Consider the following 23,911-nt stretch of genomic DNA (forward strand, 5'->3'; position numbering starts at 1 on the left):
TAGAATCAACCTGCACAGTCATCAGACCCTCAGGCGGTGTCCGTCTGCGCCTCGTTTATGGCGGCTGTGCGTGGGAGACCTTCGGGTCTGCCGGGGGTGATTCTTCCTGGTCTGCGAACCCGCGCACAGTTGCCACCCAATCTGTTTCGCAGCAGCAAGGTGGTGATTCTTTTTACCCAAATAGAATCGAACCTCATGACCAATCAAAATCCGCCCCGCCGCTTCACCCCCATGTCCCAAACCGCAACCGACTACCCGGTCCTGCTGATCGACAGCGACGCCCCGCTCAGCGAGTTGCACGCCTGCGCCAGCGAGCGCCTCAATGCCGCGCTCGCCTACCTGCACCTGATGGCCTGTTCCAAAGTGTCCGACTATGCCGAGCACGACATCAATACCGTCGCCAACACCGCCCGGATCATGGTCCAGGATGTGGCGGATGTGTTTACGGTGATGGAGCGGCGTGGGTTTGATTCGCCTGCGGTGAGTTGACGTGATGTAAGTGCTGAGGAAACCCGCTTTGGCGGGTTTTCTGGTTTCTGGTGAACTGGAAGTTGGCGCGTGAAGTGGACTTGATGGTGTTTGTACCGCCGCCATCGCAGCCTCGCTGGGGCTCGACAGCTCCCACCGTTGACCGAGTCCGGCCTCCAGCAGTTGGACGGTCACCAAGCCCCGTCACTTGGCCCCGTTAAACCACGCTGGCCGAACATCCTGGTCGACCCAGAGGCCACAATGGCGGCGCTATAGACACCCGGCTATCATGTGGCCTTTCGCTTACCCCCCGAGGAAACCGCATGCCCGCCCTCTCCTTTCGCAACGCCCTCCCCAGCGACGCCGCCCATTGCTTCGACATCGAAACCACTGCCTACGAAGGCGACGAAGCCGCGACCCTGGAAAAGATCGCCACGCGCATTGCGCAATACCCGCAAGGCTTTTTGATCCTGGAGGCAGATGGCGAGGTGGTGGGCTTCATCAACAGCGGCTGCGCCCACAAGGTGGTGATGTCGGATGAGGCGTTCAAGGAGTTGGTCGGCCATGCGGCCGAGGCGCCGAATGTGGTGATCATGTCGGTGGTGGTCGCCCCGGCGCACCAGGGCAAGGGCTATTCCACCGCGTTGATGCGCGAGTTTGTGCAGCGCATGCGCGCGCTGGGCAAGCAGACGATTCACTTGATGTGCAAGGACCGCCATGTGGCGTTGTACACGCGCCTGGGCTACCGCTATGTGCAGCCGTCGGCGTCGGATCATGGCGGGATGGCGTGGCACGAGATGGTAATGGCCTTTTAATAGCCACCCTGGGAACTTATCCCTGTTGCAGCGCCCAACAAGGCACCACGAATTGACTCGGACTGCTTTGATGTCCAGGGCACGTATCAGCCGCTTGTTGACCTCCTCTTTGATCGCAGCCCCGTTGATGGCCATGGTGCCGGTTGCATTCGGTGCCACTGCGCAGGACATCGAGCACCTCCGAAACTTATCCGTCGACCAGTTCCGCCGGGAGGCCAAGCAACGCGCCGAGGAGCAGGCGCGCCAGGAAGCCAGGGAAAAGCAGTTGCAGGAAGAGGAGGTACGCGCTTTATTGGTCGAAAAACCCTGATCACGCCCACACTCAATCGTATAAAGAACTGTCTAGACGCTTGTCGGACAACGGGCCACAAGGAACCCAGCGCGATGCAGCCTCCTCTCATTGAAATCAGCGACCAGCCCAACCCCGACGCCGAACGCATCCTCGGCAACGGCCTGGCGGCGTTCAACGAACAAGCCACCGGCTACCATGACCGGCGCCCGCTGAGCGTGCTGGTCAAAGACCCGCACACCCAGCAGGTGCTCGGCGGCATCACCGGCCGGAGCGCATTCGGCATGGCCTTCCTCGACCTCTTCCACTTGCCCGAGACCCTGCGCGGTTCCGGTATCGGCAGCCGATTGCTGCGCGCCTTCGAAGACGAAGCCCGACGCCGCGGTTGTCGCAATGCGGTGCTCTACACCATCAGCTTCCAGGCGCCGGGGTTCTATGAGAAGAACGGCTGGGTGCGGTTTGGCGAAATCGCCTGTGAACCCGAGGGCAACAGCCGGGTGTTTCTGTCGAAACAGCTGTGAGATTCAGGCGTTCACTCGTTGGAGATCAACGTGCCGGTACCGACGAGTGAATAGATGATGGCCTGGGTATCCAGGTTCTTGATGCCCGAGCTGATTTCTTCAATCCATCGATACAGCCTCCCAAAAGCAAACCAATATCATTTGCGCACAACCCGACGCTTTGGTTTAATCGCGACAAATTCTTATTTACGCCAAAGCCTTTGCGCTGGATGGACAGTGTGTCGACCTCCTTCACCCACCTCTATGGCACCCACCACAGCTGGCTGCTCGGCCTGCTGCGGCGGCGCCTGAACGACCGCTGGGATGCCGCCGACCTGGCCCACGACACGTTTATCCGCATCCTCGGCCGCCCGTTGGCCGAAACCGATCACGTCGGCCAACGCTCCTACCTGGCCACCATCGCCCGTGGCCTGTGCATCGACCACTGGCGCCGCCGCCAACTGGAACGCGCCTGGCTGCAAACCCTGGCCGAGCGCCCGGAAGCGCAGCAGCCGTCGCCGGAGCAACGGGCGATCATCGTCGAAACCCTCTACGAAGTGGACACGATGCTCGCGCGCCTGCCGAAGAAGGTCAGCGAGGCCTTTTTACTCGCGCACTTGCACGGTCTGCCCTACAAGCAGATCGCCGTACAGCTTGGCGTGTGCGAGCGCATGGTCAAGAAGTACATGGCCCAGGCCCTGCTGCACTGCGCGATTCTGGAAGCCGAACTCGACGGGATGCTGGTGCAATGAGCCGCCCCGGCCAGCTCAGCCACGCCAGCCTGGAGCAGGCTGCGCACTGGTACGTGCGCCTGCAGGCCCCAGGCGGTGCGCTCGAACAGTTGCGCTGGCAAACCTGGGTCGCGCAAAGCCCCGAGCACCTGGCGGCCTGGCAGTACGTGCAGCGCGTCAGCCAGCGTTTTGCGCCGTTGCTGGAGCAACCCCATGGCGCCAGCCGGGCCTTGCGCAGCTCGCGGCGCCAGACGCTCAAGACCCTGCTGGTGCTGGGTGTCGGCTCGACACTGGCCTGGGGCACCTGGCGCCACAGCCCCCTGCCCCGCCTGGCAAGCGGCTGGAGTGCCGACTATGCGACCGCCAACGGCGAGACCCGCGACGCGCTGCTGACCGATGGCAGCCACGTGTGGCTGAACACACAGAGCGCGCTGGATGTGCGCTTCGATGCCGCGCAACGCTTGCTGCGCCTGCGTTTTGGCGAAGTGTTGATCGACACCGCCAAGGACCCCAACCGTCCGTTCCTGGTGGACACCGAACAAGGCCGGCTGCAGGCGCTGGGCACGCGCTTCAGCGTGGTGCAAGGTGATGAGCATACCCAGCTCACGGTATTCAAGGGCCGGGTGCGGGTGAGTACGCTCAACCCGCACCCACGGATTGTCGACACCGGCCAACAGCTGACGTTTACCCGCAACCACTTCAACACCGCCAGCGTCGCCTCCCCGGCCCGTGAAGCCTGGAGCCGTGGCGTGCTGCTGGCGGACAACCTGCCGCTCGGCGAGTTGATCGCCGAACTCAACCGCTATAGCCCCGGCCACCTGGGCTGCGACCCGGCCGTGGCGCAGTTGCCGGTGATGGGTTCGTTCCCGCTCAAGGACAGCGACCAGGCCCTGCACCTGCTGCAAGCCGCGCTGCCGATTCGGGTCGAGCGGCCGATGCCGTGGTGGGTCAGCGTGGGGCCGCAGTAAAAAACTTCACCCGCCAGTTCCCTTTTTCGACACTCGTTCGGTTAACCCTGCAGACGCTTTCAACTCGCCGATCGACTTGATCCAAAGGGACACCTCCATGCCGCAACCTGCTCGCTTCGCGCTGCGCCCACTGGCGCTGGCCACCTCCCTGCTTTGCCTCGGCGCACCGACGCTGTACGCCGCCGAGCCGACCTCGACCCAGGAAGCCGCGCGCAGTTATCGCATCGCGGGCGGCGCCCTGGTCGCCGTGCTGAACAGCTTCGCCGAACAGTCCGGAATGTTCATCGCCGGCCATAACAGCCTCGCTGCCGGTAAAACCAGCCCCGGCCTGAACGGCAGCTACACCCCGACCAGCGGTTTGCAGCACCTGTTGCAGGGCAGCGGTTTGCAGGCGCTGCCCCAAGGCAACAACGGTTACGTGCTGGAGCTGATCCCCGCCCACAGCGGCGCGCTGGAGCTGGGCGCCACGACGATTTCCGGCCAGGGCCTGGGCGCTATCATCGAAGACACCCATGCCTACACTACCGGTGTCATGGCCTCGGCCACCGGCCTGCCGCTGTCGATGCGCGACACCCCGCAGTCGGTCACGGTGATCACCCGCCAGCAGATGGACGACCAGGGCTCCAACAGCATCGCCGACACCCTGCGCCGCGCCCCCGGCGTGAGCGTGCAGAACTACGACAGCGAACGCTGGGAGTTCTCCAGCCGTGGCCTGCCGATCACCAATTTCCAGTACGACGGCGTCAACGCCACCTATGACGGCGTGTACGACTACGGCACCACCAGCACCGACATGGCAGTGTACGACCACCTGGAAATCATCAAGGGCTCGGCCGGCCTGCTCAGCGGTTCCGGCGACCCGTCGGCCACGGTCAACCTGATCCGCAAAAAGCCCACGCGGGAATTCAAGGCCTCGGTCACCCAGACGTTCGGCTCCTGGGACAACTACCGCACCGAAGGCGATATTTCCGGCCCCTTGACCGAGTCGGGCAATCTGCGCGGACGCTTTGTCGGCGTGTATCAGGACCGCCAGTCGTATCTCGATCACTACCAGCACGCCAAGGACATCGGCTACGGCATCCTTGAAGCGGACCTTACGCCCGACACCCTGCTGACCTTCGGTATCGACCAGCAAGACACCCGCTCCCGTGGCGCCAGCTGGACCGGTTTCCCGATGTTCTTCAGCGACGGCTCGCGCACGCACTTCTCGCGCTCGTTCAACCCGGCGGCCGACTGGAGCCGCCGCGACTTCCAGAACCAGACGCTGTTCGCCTCGGTGCAACAGCAGTTGGCGAACGACTGGTCGCTCAAGGTCAGCCTCGACCGCAAGCGCAGTCAGCACGACACCCTGCTCGCCTCCGCCAGCGGCGGCAACCCGGACCCGGTCAGCGGCGACGGCATGTACATGTTCATGGGCAAATACAAGGGCGACCAGTTACAGAACACCCTGGACGTCAATCTCAGCGGGCCGTTCAACCTGTTTGGCCGCGAGCACGAGCTGATCATGGGCTTTATGGCCACCCGCTCGAAGCAGGACGTGCCGGTCTACGGTTCGATTTACCCCGCCGTGGGCGGCAGCATTTTCGACTGGCACGGCGAGTACGCCAAACCGGATATCCCGCGCAGCGGCCAGAACGATATCGTGCAACGCCAGACCGGCGCCTACCTGGCCACGCGCTTGAAACCCACGGACGATTTGTCAGTGATCCTCGGCACGCGCGTCAGCACGTTCAGCGGCACCGACACCACCGATTTCTATGACCCGACCAAGGCCGACAACCGCACCACCTACCGCCAGAGCGGCGTGGTCACGCCGTATGCCGGGATCGTCTACGACCTCAACGACACCTGGTCGGTGTACACCAGCTACACCCAGATCTACCGCCCGCAAAGCAGCAAGGACGCCGACCGCAAACTGCTCGACCCGATCGAAGGCGCCACCTATGAAGCCGGGCTCAAGGCAGCGTTCTACGACGGCCGCCTGAATGCCAGTTTTGCCGCGTTCCGCATCGAGCAGGACAATGTCGCCGAGTACGTGTCGGGCTTCGAGAGCGATTCGGTGTACCGCCCGATTGCCGGCGCCACCACCAAGGGCTTCGAGGCGCAACTGTCGGGTGAAGTGCTGGACGGCTGGAACATCTCGGCCGGCTACACCTACCAGCACACCCGCGATGCCAACAACGGTTATGTGTACAGCTCGGTGCTGCAAACCACCACGCCGCAGCAGGTGGTGCGCCTGTTCAGTAGCTATCGCCTGCCCGGCGCGCTGGAGCATGTCACCGTGGGCGGCGGCGTGAATTGGCAGAGCGAGTTCTTCGGCAACGTGTTCCAACCCGACCCGAACGACACGCTCAACTTCGGCCAGAACGCACGCATCACCCAGGACAGTTACTACCTGGTCGACCTGATGGCCCGCTACCGCTTCAACGAGCACCTGAGCACCACGCTGAACGTGAAGAACCTGTTCGATAAAAAGTACTACACGGGCCTGGGCAACTTCGGCACCGGCTTCTACGGCGAACCGCGCAGCCTGCAACTGGCGACTAAATGGGACTTCTAGGCTGACGGCCCCGGCAGTCTGTGCAATGATCCTCCCTCGATCTCCCGAGGGATGGAGCCGCCGCCATGTCGCTGAACACCGCCACTCACCCCGCGCAAGCGCCGCGCTTCTGGCGCGACGAGCGCTTGCCGTTCATCGAAGCGCGGACCATCGCCGATGGGCGCAAGGTCACCTACACCCGCCACGCCCACGAGCATTTCTCCATCGGCGCGATCACCACCGGGCGCAGCTATTACCACTACGGCGCGGACACCTTCCAGATCAGCGCCGGCACGGTGGTGCTGATGAACCCCGGCGATGTGCATGCGTGCAACCCGATCCACGACCAACCCTGGTCGTATCACATGCTCTACCTCGACACGCCCTGGCTGACGGACCTGCAATACCAGTTGGGCTTCAGCACCGACCAGGGTTATCGACCGTTCAATACGCCCTATACCCGCGACCCGGTGCTGTACAACGGCCTGATCGAGCTGTACCGGATGCTGTTGGATGAGCACGCCGAACTCCTGCAAAAACAGAGCCTGCTGGTGAGTTATTTCAGCGAGGTGCAGCAGCGCCTGAACCCTTCGAACACGCCGGTGCGGGAGGTCAATCACAAGCTGGAACGCGCCGCCGAATACATCCGCGAACACTGCACCCAGGCCTTGAAACTCGAAGACATCTGCCTGGCGGCCGAGCTGTCGCCGTCTTATCTGATCCGCGCCTTCAAGCAGTATTACGGCTTGACGCCCCATGCGTTTCTGGTGAACCGGCGCATCCAGTTCGCCCGCACCCAATTGCGCAACGGCGAACTGATCGCCGACGTCGCCCTGGCCGCCGGCTTTGCCGACCAGGCGCACTTCCAGCGCACCTTCAAGCTGCACTTCGCCGCCACGCCGGGGCAGTACCGCGACTTGCTCAAGCCATCAGCAAATAACCCACACTGGCCACCAGCAACGCGGCCATCGAACGGTTGAACACCCGCACGCCCTGCGCGTTGCCGAGGTAACGGCGCAAAAACGTGCCGGCGTAGGCCCAGCAGGCTACCGACAGGTAGCAGATCACCAGGTAGAGCGCCGCAAACAGCCACACTTGCCGGGCGTCGCCATCCGCGACAAACAACCCCATCCCCGCCACGCAGGCCAGCCAGGCCTTGGGGTTCAGCCATTGCATGATCGCGCCGTAGAGCATCGACGGCGCCGTTGCGGTGCCTTCGGCGTCCAGCCGGCCATCGTCCACCGCAAGTTTCCAGGCCATGTACAGCAGGAAGGCGACCCCGCCCCACTGGATCAACTGGGTCAGAATGGGCCAGCGCAGCAGCACTTCATGCAACCCCAGGCCGATCAGCACCAGCAACAGCGTGAAGCCGGTGGCGGCGCCGAACACGTGTTTCTGGCTGGCGACAAAACCGAAGCGCGCACCCGAACTGAGGGCGACCACATTCACCGGGCCCGGTGTGATGGAGGTGGCCAACGCGAAGGCGGCCATGGAAAGGATCAAGCTCATTGCGGTTCCCTGTTGTGGTGATGAACAGGGGCCACGGTAAACACCCCGGCGAGCCGGGTATTGAAGAAAATGCCCCTGCTACTCGCCGGTCATGCGTTCCAGGCTGTTGCTCAGGTGCAACAACATCGCGGCGCGGGCGGCGTCGGGGTCCTGGCGACGGATGGCGTTGAGGATCGCCTCGTGTTCCAGGTTGGCCAACTGGCCCAGTTTCATCAGGTCGGTATTGCCGCGCTCTTCGGCGTTGATGCGCGTGCGCGGGATCACCGAGTTGCCCAGGTGCTGGATCACATCGGTGAAGTAGGTGTTGCCGGTGGCCTGGGCAATCAACTGATGGAAGCGCACGTCGGGTTCGACGCTGCTGTCGTTGTTGGCCAGCGAGGCCTGGTAGTCGTCGAGGGCCTCGCGCATGTGCTGCAACTGCACCTCGCTGCGGCGCAGCGCGGCCAGGGCGGCGGCCTGGGTTTCCAGGCCCAGGCGCAACTCGAGGATGCCGCGCACGCTGACGGCAGTGTCGTGGTTCAGGTGCAGGCCCTGGCGCTGGTCCCGCGCCAGCACAAAGGTGCCCACCCCGTGCCGGGTTTCCACCAGCCCTGCCGCCTGTAACTTCGACAGCGCCTCACGCACCACCGTGCGACTGACACCGTACTCGCCGACAATGGCCGACTCGGAAGGCAGCTTCTCGCCCGGCGCCATTTGGCCGAGGAGAATGCGCTGGGTCAGCGTGGTCACGATGTCATGGGCCAGGCCCTGGGAGCGCTTGCGGGGGGTGTCGTTGTGCATCGGTCATTCCATCGGTTGGGCCCGGTCAATACTAACATCCCCTTGCACCACCTACTTGTATGACAACAAACAAATTAAGCCACAACTGCGCCGCGTTTTCACGGGAGCCGATTTGCCTGCGATTGTATCGGCGCGATTGATTTCATGCGCTATGACGCCTGTAAAACAGGATTGCCAGCCCTGTCGCGTGCTCGTACAGCCAAAATTTACGTTGCGACGCGGAAAAAAGCAGTTGTATGATGTCTATCAAGTTGCCAGACACCCCCGGCATCCCTGAACCCATCCCCGCACAACAATAATCCGTGGGAGTTCTACCCCGTGACCTCTTCCAACCCTGCGACAGCTGCGCCTGCCCTCGACCCCGTCCTGGCCCGCGCGATCAAGAAAGTGAAGCAGCATGTGCTGCCACTGTTCGTGATCATGTTCATCGTCAACTACATCGACCGCGTCAACATCGGCTTTGTCCGCACCCACATGGAACACGACCTGGGCATCGGCGCGGCCGCTTACGGTTTCGGCGCCGGCTTGTTCTTCATCGGTTATGCGTTGTTCGAAGTGCCCTCCAACCTGCTGCTGCAAAAAGTCGGCGCGCGTATCTGGCTGACCCGCATCATGTTCACCTGGGGCATCACCGCGACGCTGATGGCCTTTATCCAGAACGAAACCCACTTCTATATCCTGCGTTTTCTGCTGGGCGTGGCCGAGGCCGGGTTCTTTCCGGGGGTGATCTACTACTTCACCCGCTGGCTGCCCGGGGTGGAACGCGGCAAGGCGATTGCGATCTTCCTCAGCGGCTCGGCCCTGGCCTCGCTGATCTCCGGCCCGCTGTCCGGCGTGCTGCTGCAAATCAGCGGGCTGGGCCTGCACGGCTGGCAATGGATGTACATCATCGAAGGCATGGCCTCGGTGCTGTTGTGCTTTTTCGTGTGGTTCTGGCTCGACTCCAAACCCCATGACGCCAAGTGGCTCAGCGGCGCCGAACAGGACGCGCTGGTGGGCGAGATCGAGCGCGAACAACGCGAGCGTGACGCCGCCACCACGGTCAAGCCGAGCCTGGGCACACTGCTCAAGGACCGCCAGATCATGCTGTTCTGCGCCCTGTATTTCTGCATCCAACTGACCATCTACGCCGCCACGTTCTGGCTGCCGAGCATCATCAAGAAGATGGGCGACCTGAGTGACATCCAGGTGGGTTTCTACAATTCCATTCCCTGGCTGATTTCGATCATCGCCATGTATTCGTTCGCGGCCCTGGCCGGCAAGTACAAGCATCAACAGGCGTGGGTGGCCACGGCGCTGTTGATTGCCGCGGCGGGAATGTTTTTCTCCACCACCGGCGGGCCGATCTTTGCCTTTGTCGCCATCTGTTTTGCGGCGATCGGGTTCAAGTCGGCATCGTCGCTGTTCTGGCCGATCCCCCAGGGCTACCTGGATGCGCGCATCGCCGCGGCGGTGATCGCGCTGATCAACTCCATCGGCAACCTCGGCGGGTTTGTCGCGCCCACTACCTTCGGCTTTCTGGAGCAGACCACCGGGTCGATCCAAGGTGGTTTGTATGGGCTGGCCGGCACCTCGATCCTCGCGGCGATCCTGGTGTTCTTCGCCAAGACCCGGCCCGGCGCCCAGAGCCCGAGCGTGCTGCACCCCGCCCCCGTCTTGAGCAAATAAGGAAGCATTTTGATGAATACAGAACACCAGCACCACGCCAGCCATGCCCCCATCGTTACCCACCTGCAAGTGATCCCGGTGGCCGGCCACGACAGCATGCTGCTCAACCTCAGCGGCGCCCACGGGCCGTTTTTCACGCGCAATATCGTGATTCTCAAGGACAGCGCCGGGCACATCGGCGTGGGCGAAGTACCGGGCGGCGAACGCATCCGCGAAACCCTGGAAGACGCGCGCAGCCTGGTGATCGGCAAGCCGATCGGCGCGTACCAGAGCATTCTCAATGCCATGCGCCGCACCTTTGCCGCCCGCGACAGCGGCGGCCGTGGCCTGCAAACGTTCGACCTGCGCATCACCATCCACGCCGTCACCGCGATGGAAGCGGCGCTGCTCGATCTGCTCGGCCAGTTCCTTGAAGTGCCGGTGGCCGCCCTGCTCGGCGAAGGTCAGCAGCGCGACGCGGTGAAGATGCTCGGCTACCTGTTCTACATCGGCGACCGCCAGCAGACCGACCTGGCCTACCGCAGCGAAGCCGATGGTGACGATTGGTGCCGCCTGCGCCATGAACCGGCCCTGACCCCGGACGCCATCGTGCGCCTGGCCGAAGCCGCCCAGGCCAAGTACGGCTTCAACGACTTCAAGCTCAAGGGCGGCGTGTTGCGCGGCGCCGAAGAAATCGAAGCGGTCACGGCCCTCGCCGAGCGCTTCCCCGACGCACGCATCACCCTGGACCCGAACGGCGCCTGGTCACTCAAGGAAGCCATCGCCCTGTGCCGCGACCAGCATCACGTATTGGCCTACGCCGAAGACCCATGCGGCGCGGAAAACGGCTATTCGGGCCGCGAAGTCATGGCTGAATTCCGCCGCGCCACCGGCCTGCCCACCGCCACCAATATGATCGCCACCGACTGGCGCGAAATGGGCCACGCGATCCAGCTGCAATCGGTGGACATTCCCCTCGCCGACCCGCACTTCTGGACGATGCAAGGCTCGGTGCGCGTGGCGCAGATGTGCCATGAATGGGGCCTGACCTGGGGCTCGCATTCCAACAATCACTTCGATATTTCCCTGGCGATGTTCACCCAGGTAGCCGCCGCCGCACCGGGCGACATCACCGCGATCGACACTCACTGGATCTGGCAGGACGGCCAGCGCCTGACCAAGGCGCCGTTGCAGATTGTCGACGGTCACATCCAGGTGCCGACCAAGCCGGGGCTGGGTGTCGAGATCGACATGGACGCGGTGGCCCAGGCCCACGAACGCTACAAAGACATGGGCCTGGGTGCGCGCAATGACAGCGTGGCCATGCAGTTTCTGATCCCCGGTTGGAGTTTCGATAACAAGCGCCCGTGCCTGGTGCGCTGAGCGCCGATCGCGGCCAGCCTCAACCGTGGATCAACGAAACGTGCGCGCCCACCCCGGCGCGCACGCCCTCGGCCACCGCCAGCGCCACGGAACCGGCGGCAAGGGACGCATCGCCACCGGCAAACACGCCAGCCACGGAGGTCTGGCGGGTTTCGTTGGTGTGCAGGTACGGGCCGGTGGGGCCGTCGGCCAGCACACAGCCCAACTGCTCGGCCAAGGGGCTGAGGCGAGTGCGGGACATCGTGAATACGCCGTCCAGCTGAATCACACGGCCATCGGCCAGTTCCAGATCCACGCGCTCACCGCTGATCCGGGTCACCGCCGTGCGCTCCACGCGGACCCCGCGCCGATCCAACTGCGCCTGTTGCTCGGCATCCGGGGTGAACACGCCGTTGGTGAACAAGGTGGTGGTGCCCCAGTCCGGCAACATCAGCGCATGGTGCATCGCCAGCGGCGAGGTGGCCAACACACCGATGCGGCCTTGATCCAGCTCATAGCCGTGGCAGTAAGGGCAATGAAACACGTGCTTGCCCCAGCGCTCCGCCAAGCCTTCGAGGGCGGGCAATTCATCCACCACCCCGGTGGCGAGGATCAGGCGTCGCCCCTCGAATCCGCCGTTGTATTGCGTGTGCACCCTGAAACCGCCCGGCGCCGTAGCCGCCTGTAATACGCTGTCCTGCACCCAGGTGACGCTCGGATACTCCATCAGTTGGCTGCGACCTTCGGCGGCAATGACGTCCGGCGCCTGGCCGTCCTGGCCGAGAAAGCCATGGGCGGTGGCGGCAAACCGATTGCGCCGCTGCCCCGCGTCGATCACCAGAACCTTGCGTCGCGCCCGCGCCAATTGCAGGCCGGCGGACAAGCCGGCATAGCTGCCGCCCACGATAATGACGTCATGCATCATGAAAGTGCCCCTTGTCAGGTGCGCGCGGTTATCCGCGCGCTTTCACGACACACCATAAGTTACGTAAAAATAGCACGTCAAGTGTCTCGCAACTTTTTGGGTTACGAAGGATACTTTCGACCGAATCGACTTGAGGTTTTTTGATGAGAAACGACACCCGCCTCTCGCGCATGCTGCACGTGCTGATCCATATGGACCGCCATGAAGCGCGCGCCACCTCGGAGACCATCGCGCAGATGCTCGGCACCAACCCGGTGGTGGTGCGGCGCACACTGGGGCTGCTCAAGGAAAAAGGCTATGTCCGCTCGGAAAAAGGTCATCAGGGCGGCTGGACCCTGGGCAAACCCTTGAGTGAAATCACCTTGCTGGATATCCACAATGCCTTGGGCACGCCGTCGATATTCGCCATCGGCTTGTCCACCGACCACCCGCAATGCCTGGTGGAACAGGCAGTGAACGCGGCACTGAGCGACGCGTTCGACCAGGCCCAGGCACTGTTACTGGCGCGGCTGGGGGATGTGACGCTGGCGCAGTTGGCCGAGGATTTCGACGAGCGTTGCCGCCTCGCCCCGGCACCCTGATCGCACTACAGCCGGCGCTTGCGCAACCACTGCAGGAACCCCTTCTTCACCGGCACCACCGGTGCTTCCTGGGTCAGGGTCTGCGCCGCATGTATGCGGAAATCCAGCAGCGCTTTCATCGCTTCGCCGATGTCATGCCGCGCATCCAGGCACGGCTTGAGGTATTCCTTCTCGATGCGATAGAGGGTGCAGAAGGTCTTGGCGCGAAAGTCCGCCAGCGTGGCCTCGTCGGACAAGATCCCAGCCTCGCCGATCACCTCCCCCGGCCCCATGCGCCCGGCTTCGAACATGTGCCCAGCCTTGTCCAGCATCACCGAGACCACGCCGGATTCGACGATAAACAAATGATCGCTGACCTCCCCCGCCGGCAGGATCACCGCGCCGGCACGGTAGCTGTGCAGGGTCATGTTCTGGCTGAAGGTGTCTTTCTCTTCCTGGCGCAAGGTGGAGAAAATCGACGAGCGCTCCAGCAACGCCCGCGCCCCCGACAGCGCCGGCGGCGCGCTGCTTTCGGTGGCAGACAGCAAACCGACGCCCGCCGCCTGCAAGTGCCGGAAAGCCAGGTCGTACAGCTGGTTGCGCACTTCGCGCTTGAGCGGCATCGACGGCACAAAGCCGCTGATTTCATACTCCACGCCGTCGCTGGCCGAGGTTTTGAACGCCACGCTCGGCGCCGGTTTGGCCAGCAGCGGCCGGCACCCTTGCATCGCCCGCTCCAGCGCCTCGATCACCGTCTGCGGGCGGGCGTGGGGGCTGACTTGCAGGCAGACCGACAGGCCGAACATATCCGCCGGGCGCGAAAAGTTGACGATCTTGGCCTTGGCCGCCAACGAATTGGGGATCACCGCCATGCTGCCCTGGGAGGTCTGCAACCGCGTAGCGCGCCAATCGATATCGGTGACGCGCCCCTCGGTGCCGTCGATGGAAATCCAGTCATCGAGCTGGTACGGCTTGGTGGTGTTAAGCACGATCCCGGAAAACACATCGCTGAGGGTGCTTTGCAGCGCCAGGCCGACGATGATCGCCACCGCACCGGAGGTGGCGAGCACGCCCTTGACCGGCAGGTCGAGCACGTAGGCCATGGCGGCGATGATCGCAATCAGGAAAATCACCGCGCCCAGCAGGTCCTGCAACAGCCGACCGGTGTGGCCCACGCGCTGCATCATCACCGCGCCGAGCAACACTGTCAGGGTCCGCGCCGCGAACAGCCACCAACCGATCTGCAACGCGGTGGCGGCCAGGTGCAGCGCGGTGTTGTCGGCATACGGCGCGACGAGCATCGGGTTCATGCCGTCGTTGAACAACACGGCGCTGAACACCGCAAAAATCACCAACCGCGCCGCCAGCTTCCAATTGGCCAGCTCAGCGGAAATCAAGCGCCACACACCGATGTCGATAAAGATCAGCGCCAGGGCGCACAACATGGGGTGATCAGCGATAAATGAGGGCATCCAGGCGACTCCAGGGTGAATGCCGAGAAGATCGCATGAAATGGGGATGTGGGGGTATAGCGCGGAGCAAAATGCGGGTGGGAAATTGCACCGTATCTGAGCACCTGATTGCATCAGCACCGACCAGGCGTTTGCAGCGCGCCGGATTATCTAGACACCTTGTAAACTCATACTGATGTTTCTTCAGACCGCTATGCCTCGTCGCTTACACAAAGGAGTTCCCTATGCGTAAGGATTACCTCGCCTTTTTTATCTCGCTCTTTCTATCGAGGCTGGCGGATCAGATCCTGTTGTTTATTGTGCCGCTGGTGGTGTTCCAGACCACCAATAGCGCTTCATGGGCAGGGCTAGCGTTTTTCGTCGAATCGCTGCCGCGATTTCTCGCGTTCCCGCTGTGCGGCGCGCTGTGCGACAAGTACCCGCCTATTAAGATCCTGCATATCAGTCAGGTCTACCGGGCATTGCTCTGTGTGCTGGGGGTGGTGCTCTACGGAATCTTTGGTGGCATCGGTTGGGTAGTGGTGCTGTCGGCACTGTGCGGAGTGCTGACCACTCAAGGCATCATGGCTCGCGAAGTGCTGATGCCGCATATCTTCCAGCACTACAGCTACACCAAGACGTTGTCCTACTCCCAGATCGCCGACCAGGCGGGACTGGTCCTCGGGCCTCTGGTGGCGGCACTGATGCTTGAGGTTTGGGCTTGGCACTGGGTGGTGCTTTGGATCGCCGGATTGTTCCTGCTGGCAGACATGAGCATGCTGGCGTGGCAACGTCTTAGCCGTATGACGCTAGAGGTGTTCGAGCAGCATCAAGACATCTGGCTGCAGCCCTTGAGGATCGCTTTTGGGCATATCCGTAGCCTGGCGGAATTGAAAAAAATCATCATTCTGGCGGTAGGCGTCAACCTGATCGTTGGTGTCACCTTGGCAACTTCGGCGGCCATGGTGATCGGCCAGTACAGCGCCGGCAAGGATAGCTATGCAGGGCTTCAGGCGGCGAGTGCGGTGACAACAATCGTGATCCTGTTCCTTCTCGCTCGGGTGGTGCTGCCTCTGCGAGTCCTCGGGGGTGTCGGATATTCGATGATCGCAACGGGGGCATTCATCAGCGCCCTGAGTCCGAGTCTGCTCGGCTATGTGCTGGGTTTCCTGTTGATCGCAGGCTTCGACAAAATGTTCAACGTCTACATACGCACTATCCGGCAGCGGGTGATACCGCCTCAGGACTTCGGTAAGACGGTAGGTGTGATCACGCTGCTGAACAACATGTCCCAGCCTCTGGCAGGTTTACTGGTGGCTTTGTTAGCTGCGCCCTTGGGCACCCAGACCGTAATCCTGATTTTGGCCGTGTTAACGACTATTCTTGGGGCATTTGCCCTGTGGTGGTTCGCAAAGGCTCGCGGCCCATCCCCGAGCTTGATTCTCGAAGCTGACCAAGAAACCGGAAAAAAGAAAGTTGCGTCGGCAGGCTTGTAAGCATTTTCCAAGGAAGCACACGGATCATGTCCGCAAAGAAGAGTCTGCCGGTTCGAACTCATGATCGCCGCCGAACGTTTACAGCATAACGACCACTCTCGGCCTCACGGGTCAAGTCCATGCAATTACGCATGTGGGGGCTTGCCCGCTCCCACATTAGGCTTGGCGTCAACCTTTCAGTGCTGCATCTGCCCGAAATGACCGGAGTGGAAATCAGCAAACGCCTGATGGATTTCCTGCTCAGTATTCATCACGAACGGACCATGGCCGATGATCGGCTCGTCGATCGGCTCGCCACTGAGCAACAGCACCCTGGCGTCGTCGCTGGGCTCCAGAGACAGTTGCGTGCCGTCGCGCTCAAACAGTGCCAATTGCCCCTGGCGCGCGATTTCTGCGCCATTGACCAGCACCGTGCCGCGCAAGATCACCAGCGCCGTGTTCCGCCCGGCGTGCAGGTCCAGGGTCAGCGCCTTGCCGGCGTTGAGGCGCAGGTCCCACACGTCGATCGGCGTGAAGGTGCGCGCCGGGCCTTTGGTGCCTGCGAACTCACCGGCAATCAGGCGCAGCTGGCCAGCCTCATTGGCCAGCGGCAGCAGCGGAATATCGCTGTCGACAATCGTCTGGTAACCGGCGTCGGCCATTTTGTCCTTGGCCGGCAGGTTGACCCACAGTTGCACCATCTCCAGCACCCCGCCGCTACGGGCGAAGGCTTCGGAGTGGAACTCTTCGTGGAGGATGCCCTTGGCGGCGGTCATCCATTGCACGTCGCCGGGGCCGATCGTGCCGCCAGCCCCGGTGGAGTCGCGGTGCTCGACTTCGCCGTCGTAGACGATGGTCACGGTTTCAAAGCCGCGATGCGGGTGCTGGCCGACACCGCGACGCTGTGTGGTCGGGGTGAAATCGGCCGGGCCCGCGTGGTCCAACAACAGGAAGGGGCTGATGTGCTTGCCCAGGGTGTCGTAGGAAAACAGCGTGCGTACCGGAAAACCGTCGCCGACCCAGTGGGCGCGGGGGCTGGTGTAGATGCCGATGAGTTTTTTCATGGTGTACCTCCAAAGTGCCTACACCATAAGTCCCACGGGCCTTGGGGACTAGCCGGCAAACGCGGCGTTGTTCGTTCTATGCATAGGACAATCAGCACGTCCTCAGTTTGTTTTTGCTGGCTGGGGACGCCGTCCCACTAGACCGACCTCAACCAAGGCCCCTGCACCGCGCTGACCCGATTGCGCCCGCTGCTCTTGGCGTCATATAACGCCTGGTCGGCATCGTTGAGCCAACTGGTCGAATCGCTATGCCCGACCCGATAAGGCGCCAGGCCGATGCTCAAGCTGACACGCAGGGTCGGGTCCTGGGCATAGGCCAGCGCATTGAAGCGATCGCGCAGGGTATCCATCACTTGCGTGGCGCGGTTGAGCGGCACGTCCGGCAGGATCACGCAGAACTCGTCACCGCCGTAGCGTCCGGCCAGGTCGGTGGCGCGCAGGTTCTGGCGCAGCACTTTACTGAGCTGGCGCAGGACGAGATCGCCGGTGACATGGCCGTAGGTGTCGTTGATCACTTTGAAATGATCGATGTCGATCAGGGCAATCACCGCGCCCTGCTGCCCGCCGTGGCAGCGCTGGAACTCGATGTCCAGATGGTCCTTCCACGCGCCATGGTTGAGCAAGCCGGACAAGCTGTCGGTGCGACTCAGGGCCAGCAGCTCACGCTTGTGCCCGGCCAGGGACACCGCCTGGCGATAGCAAATCCAGCCCAAGGCCAGCGGATACAGCATCAGGATCGGTAAACAGGCATACAACTGCGCCTGGCTGGTCATGCCGATGAAGGCCGGGGTGAAGATCAGCAGCGACACGCCGACGCCCAACGCCTGCGCCACCCAGCCCGCCAGCATGAAACGGGGACCACCGATGGCCACATTGTTCATGGTCATCATCGACAACGTGGTGACGCTGGGCAGTGGGTTGAAGTGCATGGCACCGACCCAGAAGCCACCGCAAAACGAATCGAACAGCAGGTTGTGGCGCTCGCAACGCAATGTGTTGGCGGTGCGGCGTGCCCATTGATAAGCCAGGTGCGGCCAGACAAAGCCGTTGATCAGCATCAACGCCCACACCCAAAGCGGTGGGTTCAACGCAGACATGCCGAAGGCCACGCAGGCAAAGCCAAGTGTCAGCCCCAACGTGCGGGTTTTGTACAAGCGGGTAGCGAGCGGAACTCCATTTCCTCCGGCGGCTGGCATGGTGAGGTGCGATCCTGGGTAGGTGCCTGGAGTCTATCAGGGCAACAGCATATCGCCACTACCCCTTGTAAGCTCAGCGCCGTCAGTGGGAAAAGCCCCGCGCCAGCATCCCGGCGACGCCCAGCAACAACAATGCCGTGATCCGTTGCAACCAGACCCGCCGCCGGGGGTTTTCCAGTACCGGCTTGATGCGCTGGCCGAAATAGCCATACAGGCAGCCGCTGGCGAACTGCAGCACCAGAAAGGTCAGCCCGAGGATAGCGATGTCCGCCATCGAGTTGTGCTCCCCGGCCCCGGCGAATTGTGGGAACACGGCGCTGAACATAATGATCGCCTTGGGGTTGGAAAACCCGGTCAGCAAGCCCTTGCCGAACAGACTGCGTGCGCCTTCCACGGCAACGACCCCGTCGATGGACACGCCGCTGCCGGTCCACTGTTTGTAGGCCAGGTAAAGAATGTAGGCGACGCCGACCATCTGGATACCCTGGGTGATGGCGAGGTTGCCTTTGATCAATTCCGAGAAACCCACGGCAAAGATCAGAATAGAGACCAGGTACGACACACTGGCGCCGAGCTGCGCCGGGATCGAGCCGCGCAAGCCGTCCTTCAAGCCCAGGCTCAACAGCAGCAAGGTCATGGGGCCGGGGCTGAACGTCACGGTGGCGCAAAACAGCAGAAAGTAGAGAAACGAAGAGAGCGTCAACGCGCTTGTCATAGCCTTGGACCTTGGGAAGACAGCCGAAAAGTGGCGGGATAGCCGGCAGTCTAGGGCCGCGGCATTGCGCAGGGCAGGTAAAGTAAGGCCTAATCCGGCCCTACTTCACCGGTAAAATCACCAGCAAAGACAAGGAAGCCGCATGTTTGTATCCGCCATCGCCTTTCGGGCTGGCGCACCCAAGGTGCAACAGATCGTCGAGGCGTTCAGCCAGGCCATCGAGAACGGCGAATGGGCGCCCGGCAGCAAGTTGCCGTCGGTGCGTGAACTGACCCAGACCCTGGGCGTGAGCAAGTTCACCCTCAACGAAGCGCTGGACCGCCTGCGCGGGCGCAACCTGTTGACCTCGAGCCAGGGCCTTGGCCACTTTGTGACAACAGACATCATCCGCGCCGCCTCGACGAGCTGGGTCGACCTGTTGCCCCAGGACTTGCTCAGCGTGTTACGCCGGCCGTTGGTCACCGTCAATGGAGATCTGCGCCCCGGTGGCGGGCATTTGCCGGAGGAGTGGCTGAACAGCGAGGCGCTTCGCCAAGCCATGCGTAGCGTGGTGCGCGCGCCGTCGCTGCGCCTTGCCGGGATGGGCACGCCGGCCGGGTTCCTGCCGTTGCGCCAGGCATTGCAACACAAACTGCATGCCGAAGGGTTGTCGGTGCCGGTGGAGCAAATCATCACCACGCCCAACACCCTGCAAGGCCTGGACATGCTCATGCGCCTGCTCGCCCGCCCCGGCGACACGGTGCTGCTCGACGCGCCCTGCTACTTCAACTTCCACGCCAATCTGGCTCTGCACGGGGTCAAGGTGGTGACGATCGAGCGGCGCCCGGATGGCTTCGATTTCGACGCCCTCGAACAGTTGCTGGCCGAACATCGCCCCAGCCTGTACCTCACTACCAGTGTGTTGCATAACCCCACCGGGCACTCTTTCAGCCCCAGCCAGGCGTTTCGTCTGCTGCAACTGACCCGCCAGTACCACTGCCATATCGTCGAGGATGACCTCTACGGCGACCTGCATCCCAACCCGCCGCCGCGCCTGGCCACCATCGCCGGCCTGGACCAGGTCACCTACCTGTCGGGCTTCTCGAAAATCCTCAGCGCCAACACCCGCGTCAGCTACGTGGTGGCCGCGCCGCAACTGGCGGCCAACCTGACCCATATGAAGTTGATGAGCGGCGGCGTGACCTCGGAGCTGTTCGAGCAGATCGTCTACCGCATGCTCAGCGAAGGCAGTTACGCCCGGCACCGCAAGCGCATGGTGCAGCGCTTGCTGGAAGCCGGTGCGCGTGTCGAACAATGGCTCAAGCGCTGCGGCTGCCAATTGCCGATGGCGTATGAAGGCGGCATGTTCATCTGGGCCCGCCTGCCGCCGGGGGTGAACGGCGAACAGTTGGCCCAGGAGGCGTTGAAGCAGAACATGGTGCTGGCGCCGGGGGCATTGTTCGGCTACGACCCGGCGCTGCCTGATTCGATGCGCTTCAATGTGGCCCACAGTGACGGGCCCGGGGTGCAACAAGCCTTCGAAACGCTGTTGCTCAAGGCTGTGCGCGAGCCGCGATCACTATCGACATAAAGGCTCATCGGCGATGCGCCAACGACCTGACGCAGCGATCGCCCAGGCTTTGCACGCCCTGCACGAGCACCACCAACACCACCACCGTCACCACCATGATCTGGTTGTTGAAACGCTGGTAGCCGTAGCGAATCGCCAAGTCGCCCAACCCACCGCCGCCGATCACCCCGGCCATGGAGGAAAAGCCGATCAGCATCACCAGGGTCAACGTGACCCCGGCCACCAGCGCCGGCAAGGCTTCGGGCAGCAGCACCTTGAAAATCACATGGCGGATATCGCCGCCCATGGCCACGATCGCCTCGATGCGGCCCTTGTCCACGTCATCCAGGGCGGTCTCGACGATGCGTGCGAAAAACGGAAAAGCACCGATGGTGATCGGCACCACCGCCGCCGTGCTGCCCAGGGTGGTGCCGACAATCAGGCGGGTCAGCGGAATCAGCGCGATCAGCATCACCACAAACGGCAGCGAACGCCCGAGGTTGATCACCGCACCCAACGCACGGTTGAGCCTTGGCAGCGGGAACAGCCCACCCGCGCGGCTGATAAACAGCAGCACGCCCAACGGCAGGCCGATCAACAAGGTGAACAGCCCCGCCAGCAGCACCATGTACAGGGTTTCGCCGGTGGCGTTGAGCAGCAGTTGGAGAACTTCATCCCAGTCGGTTTTCATCCCGCCCTCACCACCTGCAGGTTGGGCGCCAGCGCACGGCCCAGGCGCGAGGACGGGTCGGCCTGCAGTTGCAGCAGCGTGCCGCTTTCCACCACGCGCCCCGCCGCCAGGGAAACCGCGCTGTCGCAGATCGCCTTGACCACGTCCAGCTCATGGGTGATCAACACGATGGTCACCCCCAGTTGCCGGTTGATATCGCGCAACAGCGCCAGGATCGAAGCGGTGGTTTCCGGGTCCAGGGCGCTGGTGGCTTCATCCGACAATAAATACGCCGGGCGCGCGGCCAGTGCGCGAGCGATGCCGACACGCTGCTTCTGCCCACCGGAGAGTTGCGACGGAAACGCCGCCGCCTTGTCGCTCAAGCCAACCAACGCCAGCAACTGTGCCACCCGCGCGACGCGCTCGGCCTTGGGCACCCCGGCAATCTCCAACGGCACCGCGACGTTATCCGCCACGTTGCGCGAGTGCAGCAGGTTGAACCCCTGGAAGATCATGCCGATGCGCTGGCGTTGCTGGCGCAGCGCCTTGCCGGTTAACCGGGTCAGGTCCTGGCCATCCATGAGGATGCGCCCGGACGTCGGCCGCTCCAACAGATTAAGGCAGCGCAGCAACGTGCTTTTACCGGCGCCGCTGCGGCCGACGATGCCAAAGATCGAACCATCGGCGATCTGCAACGACACGTTGTCCAGCGCCGCCGGCTGGCCGTCGGCGTAGGTTTTGCTGACACCCTCGACGACGATCATTCGAGCGCCACCGGGATCACCGAACCGGCATATTTCTCGCTGATGAACTTGGCCACCGCCGGCGAGCGCAGGTCTTTGGCCAGTTGCTGGATGCGCGGGTCCTGCGCCAGTTTGGGCGTGGTCACCAGAATATTTGCGTAAGGGTTGCCCTGAGCCTTCTCCAGCCCCAGCGCATCCTTGGCCGGTTGCAGCCCGGCTTCCAGGGCGAAGTTGCCATTGATCACTGCCAGGTCGACATCCTCCAGCGCCCGGGGAATCTGCGGCGATTCGATTTCCAGGATCTTCAGGTGCTTGGGGTTCTCGGCGATATCCTTGGGGGTGGCCTGGTCCTTGGACGCATCGTTGAAGCCCGGCTTGAGGGTGATCAGGCCATTGGCTTGCAACAGGTACAGGGCGCGGCTGAGGTTGGTGACGTTATTCGGCACGGCGACGGTGCCTTTGTCCGGCACCTGGTCGAAGCGGGTGTGGCGGTGCGAATAGATCCCCAACGGTTCGATATGCACGGTGGCGGCTACCGCGAACGTCTGGCCGAGCGCCTGTTCCTGGGCCTTGAGATACGGCAGGTGCTGGAAGTAATTGGCGTCGACATCGCCATGGGCCAGCAACTCATTGGAGTTCACGCCGCTGGGGATCTCGATGATGTTCAGCTTCAGGTCCGGGTCGAGCTTCTGCACGTATTCGAGGATTTGCGCATGGGGAATCGGGTCGGCGGCGACGCGCAAGGCATCGGCGGCCGCCACATTGAAAGCGCTCAGCAAGGCCGCCAGGGTTAGTGTGAAGGTCTTCAACAGAGTGATCTCCTGATCAGGCGGACAGTGCATGGGGCAGTGTGGCGTCGGCGTAGAAACGCTGGGCCACATCCGGGTGGGAACGCAGGCGGCCCTTGAGGTAGTTCCAGCCGACGTCGCGCAGCAACGGGTTGCGCGGGTCGCTGGTGGGGCCGTGGGCATCGCGCAGCAGTTCGGGCGCCAGCGGGTACACCGGCACCACCGCATCCAGCTGCGCGCCGAGGAAAAACGCCAGGGACACGCGCTCGCGGCCCACCGGCGGCGACACCACGCGGTGGACCGTGGCGCGCAGATAGCCGTTACTGGCCAGCTCGAGCAATTCGCCGATGTTCACCACCAGCGTGTCGGGCCGCGGCGCGGCGTCGATCCAGCGCCCCTCCTCCACTTCCACCTGCAAACCGGCCTGCTGGTCTTGCAGCAGGAAACTCAGGAAGCCGGAGTCCTTGTGCGCGCCAACGCCCTGGCGACTCTGCCCGGCGTGGCGACCGGGGTAGCGGATCAGCTTGATATGTTCGTTGGGCTTGTCGCCGTACAGCGCGTCGAACGCATTTTCGGGCAGGGACAAGGCCTGGGCGAACGCGCGCAGCAGGCGCAACGACATCCGGGTCATCGCGTGCTGCCAGGCCAACACCCGAGGTTTGAGCTCGGGCAGCGCCGCCGGCCATTGATTGGGGCCTTGCAGGCGCGCCCAGGCCGCGGGGTGTTGCGCGACGGCCAAGGGTTCGCGCTCGGCACCGACGTCGAACTGCTCACGCAGGTCCGGCTGGCCCCGGGTGATTTCCGAGGCCGCGCGGTTATAGCCGCGAAAGTGCGGAGAGTTGATCATCCCGACGGCCAGCTTGTCTGCCTCGGGCAAGGCGAAAAAAGCCCGCGCCTGCTGCTGCACCTCGGCCAGCAACGCCGGGGCGATACCGTGACCGGTGAGGTAGAAGAAGCCGACATGCCGCGCGGCAAAACGCAGCTCATCGAGAAACGCGCTGCGCTGCGCCGGGCTGCCATCGAGCAGCGACAGGTCCAGCAGCGGCAAGGCGGTGATTGATTGCAGCATCGGCGGCTCACTCCATGAACGTCTTGGGGGAGCGACCAAGCTAAACGATCTTAAAAAACGGTAATAAATACCTTTTTAGAATTAGCTTAAGCCGTCGT

24 protein-coding genes are annotated in these 23,911 nt (G+C 62.9%); 13 read left to right on the top strand and 11 right to left on the bottom strand.

The window, feature by feature from the left end; genetic code table 11:
• The first annotated feature begins 195 nt into the window (after positions 1-195).
• The 8 genes from C8K66_RS26880 to C8K66_RS26915 all read left to right on the top strand — a co-directional run bounded on the left by C8K66_RS26880 (position 196) and on the right by C8K66_RS26915 (position 7,290).
• Entirely contained in the window at positions 196-489 is a 294-nt protein-coding gene (locus tag C8K66_RS26880) for a hypothetical protein (protein ID WP_046383799.1), read from the top strand.
• 302 nt (positions 490-791) lie between these two features.
• On the top strand, positions 792-1,283 hold the full coding sequence (locus tag C8K66_RS26885) for a GNAT family N-acetyltransferase (protein ID WP_102617916.1): 492 nt from the start codon (positions 792-794) through the stop codon (positions 1,281-1,283).
• Positions 1,284-1,353: 70 nt separating this feature from the next.
• A complete protein-coding gene (locus tag C8K66_RS26890; RefSeq protein ID WP_046383801.1) occupies positions 1,354-1,593 on the top strand; it encodes a hypothetical protein in 240 nt (79 codons plus the stop codon).
• A 74-nt stretch (positions 1,594-1,667) separates the two neighbouring features.
• A complete protein-coding gene (locus C8K66_RS26895) occupies positions 1,668-2,093 on the top strand; it encodes a GNAT family N-acetyltransferase (protein ID WP_046383802.1) in 426 nt (141 codons plus the stop codon).
• A gap of 209 nt (positions 2,094-2,302) precedes the next feature.
• Positions 2,303-2,824 (top strand): sigma-70 family RNA polymerase sigma factor, encoded by a 522-nt coding sequence (locus C8K66_RS26900; RefSeq protein ID WP_046383803.1) that lies wholly within the window; start codon positions 2,303-2,305, stop codon positions 2,822-2,824.
• Entirely contained in the window at positions 2,821-3,771 is a 951-nt protein-coding gene (locus tag C8K66_RS26905) for a FecR domain-containing protein (RefSeq protein WP_108526479.1), read from the top strand. The genes C8K66_RS26900 and C8K66_RS26905 overlap by 4 nt, the downstream gene beginning before the upstream one ends.
• A gap of 97 nt (positions 3,772-3,868) precedes the next feature.
• Positions 3,869-6,331, top strand: a complete 2,463-nt coding sequence (locus tag C8K66_RS26910) for a TonB-dependent receptor (protein WP_108526481.1) — start codon at positions 3,869-3,871, stop codon at positions 6,329-6,331.
• Positions 6,332-6,396: 65 nt separating this feature from the next.
• On the top strand, positions 6,397-7,290 hold the full coding sequence (locus C8K66_RS26915; protein ID WP_046383806.1) for an AraC family transcriptional regulator: 894 nt from the start codon (positions 6,397-6,399) through the stop codon (positions 7,288-7,290).
• Here the strand turns inward: C8K66_RS26915 and C8K66_RS26920 are convergent.
• Complete coding sequence (locus C8K66_RS26920) at positions 7,232-7,819, bottom strand: LysE family translocator (protein ID WP_046383807.1); 588 nt, start codon at positions 7,817-7,819, stop codon at positions 7,232-7,234. The two genes, C8K66_RS26915 and C8K66_RS26920, sit on opposite strands and share 59 nt — an antisense overlap.
• Before the next feature lie 78 nt (positions 7,820-7,897).
• Positions 7,898-8,599, bottom strand: coding sequence for a FadR/GntR family transcriptional regulator (locus C8K66_RS26925; RefSeq protein WP_102617921.1), 702 nt, complete (start codon positions 8,597-8,599; stop codon positions 7,898-7,900).
• A gap of 318 nt (positions 8,600-8,917) precedes the next feature.
• Here C8K66_RS26925 and C8K66_RS26930 point away from each other — a divergent pair, with 318 nt between their 5' ends.
• The gene (locus C8K66_RS26930) at positions 8,918-10,267 is read left to right on the top strand and encodes an MFS transporter (protein ID WP_079443591.1); all 1,350 of its coding nucleotides are present in this window, start codon (positions 8,918-8,920) and stop codon (positions 10,265-10,267) included.
• A gap of 12 nt (positions 10,268-10,279) precedes the next feature.
• Positions 10,280-11,629: a glucarate dehydratase gene (gene gudD, locus C8K66_RS26935; RefSeq protein ID WP_046383810.1), complete on the top strand. Its 1,350-nt coding sequence runs from the start codon at positions 10,280-10,282 to the stop codon at positions 11,627-11,629.
• Positions 11,630-11,648: 19 nt separating this feature from the next.
• Here gudD and C8K66_RS26940 read toward each other — a convergent pair whose 3' ends face one another.
• Positions 11,649-12,533 (bottom strand): NAD(P)/FAD-dependent oxidoreductase, encoded by an 885-nt coding sequence (locus C8K66_RS26940; RefSeq protein ID WP_108526483.1) that lies wholly within the window; start codon positions 12,531-12,533, stop codon positions 11,649-11,651.
• A 143-nt stretch (positions 12,534-12,676) separates the two neighbouring features.
• Here C8K66_RS26940 and C8K66_RS26945 point away from each other — a divergent pair, with 143 nt between their 5' ends.
• Positions 12,677-13,114 carry an Rrf2 family transcriptional regulator gene (locus tag C8K66_RS26945; protein ID WP_046383812.1) on the top strand — a complete coding sequence of 146 codons (438 nt, stop codon included), beginning with the start codon at positions 12,677-12,679 and terminating at the stop codon, positions 13,112-13,114.
• 5 nt (positions 13,115-13,119) lie between these two features.
• On the opposite strand, the gene C8K66_RS26950 is transcribed toward C8K66_RS26945, so the two are convergent.
• Complete coding sequence (locus tag C8K66_RS26950; RefSeq protein WP_108526485.1) at positions 13,120-14,565, bottom strand: mechanosensitive ion channel family protein; 1,446 nt, start codon at positions 14,563-14,565, stop codon at positions 13,120-13,122.
• 224 nt (positions 14,566-14,789) lie between these two features.
• Here C8K66_RS26950 and C8K66_RS26955 point away from each other — a divergent pair, with 224 nt between their 5' ends.
• Positions 14,790-16,040 (top strand): MFS transporter, encoded by a 1,251-nt coding sequence (locus tag C8K66_RS26955; protein WP_108526487.1) that lies wholly within the window; start codon positions 14,790-14,792, stop codon positions 16,038-16,040.
• Between the two features lie 176 nt (positions 16,041-16,216).
• Here C8K66_RS26955 and C8K66_RS26960 read toward each other — a convergent pair whose 3' ends face one another.
• From C8K66_RS26960 to C8K66_RS26970, 3 genes are all read right to left on the bottom strand, one after another.
• Positions 16,217-17,083, bottom strand: a complete 867-nt coding sequence (locus C8K66_RS26960) for a pirin family protein (RefSeq protein WP_108526489.1) — start codon at positions 17,081-17,083, stop codon at positions 16,217-16,219.
• Positions 17,084-17,220: 137 nt separating this feature from the next.
• Positions 17,221-18,279 carry a diguanylate cyclase gene (locus C8K66_RS26965; protein ID WP_057004812.1) on the bottom strand — a complete coding sequence of 353 codons (1,059 nt, stop codon included), beginning with the start codon at positions 18,277-18,279 and terminating at the stop codon, positions 17,221-17,223.
• A gap of 82 nt (positions 18,280-18,361) precedes the next feature.
• Entirely contained in the window at positions 18,362-18,994 is a 633-nt protein-coding gene (locus C8K66_RS26970) for a LysE family translocator (RefSeq protein WP_046383817.1), read from the bottom strand.
• A gap of 142 nt (positions 18,995-19,136) precedes the next feature.
• Here C8K66_RS26970 and C8K66_RS26975 point away from each other — a divergent pair, with 142 nt between their 5' ends.
• Positions 19,137-20,564, top strand: a complete 1,428-nt coding sequence (locus C8K66_RS26975) for a PLP-dependent aminotransferase family protein (protein ID WP_046383818.1) — start codon at positions 19,137-19,139, stop codon at positions 20,562-20,564.
• Positions 20,565-20,568: 4 nt separating this feature from the next.
• Here the strand turns inward: C8K66_RS26975 and C8K66_RS26980 are convergent, their stop codons facing one another.
• Genes C8K66_RS26980 through C8K66_RS26995 form a run of 4 tightly spaced genes read right to left on the bottom strand, consistent with a single transcriptional unit; the run spans position 20,569 to position 23,813 of the window.
• On the bottom strand, positions 20,569-21,234 hold the full coding sequence (locus C8K66_RS26980; protein ID WP_057004814.1) for a methionine ABC transporter permease: 666 nt from the start codon (positions 21,232-21,234) through the stop codon (positions 20,569-20,571).
• A complete protein-coding gene (locus tag C8K66_RS26985; protein ID WP_079443584.1) occupies positions 21,231-21,977 on the bottom strand; it encodes a methionine ABC transporter ATP-binding protein in 747 nt (248 codons plus the stop codon). Before C8K66_RS26985 ends, C8K66_RS26980 begins: the two co-directional genes overlap by 4 nt.
• Entirely contained in the window at positions 21,974-22,768 is a 795-nt protein-coding gene (locus C8K66_RS26990; protein ID WP_057004850.1) for a MetQ/NlpA family ABC transporter substrate-binding protein, read from the bottom strand. Before C8K66_RS26990 ends, C8K66_RS26985 begins: the two co-directional genes overlap by 4 nt.
• A gap of 13 nt (positions 22,769-22,781) precedes the next feature.
• On the bottom strand, positions 22,782-23,813 hold the full coding sequence (locus C8K66_RS26995) for an isopenicillin N synthase family oxygenase (protein WP_046383820.1): 1,032 nt from the start codon (positions 23,811-23,813) through the stop codon (positions 22,782-22,784).
• Positions 23,814-23,911 lie beyond the last annotated feature (98 nt).

This window comes from Pseudomonas sp. GV105, from assembly GCF_003058185.1.
Taxonomy (GTDB): domain Bacteria; phylum Pseudomonadota; class Gammaproteobacteria; order Pseudomonadales; family Pseudomonadaceae; genus Aquipseudomonas; species Aquipseudomonas veronii.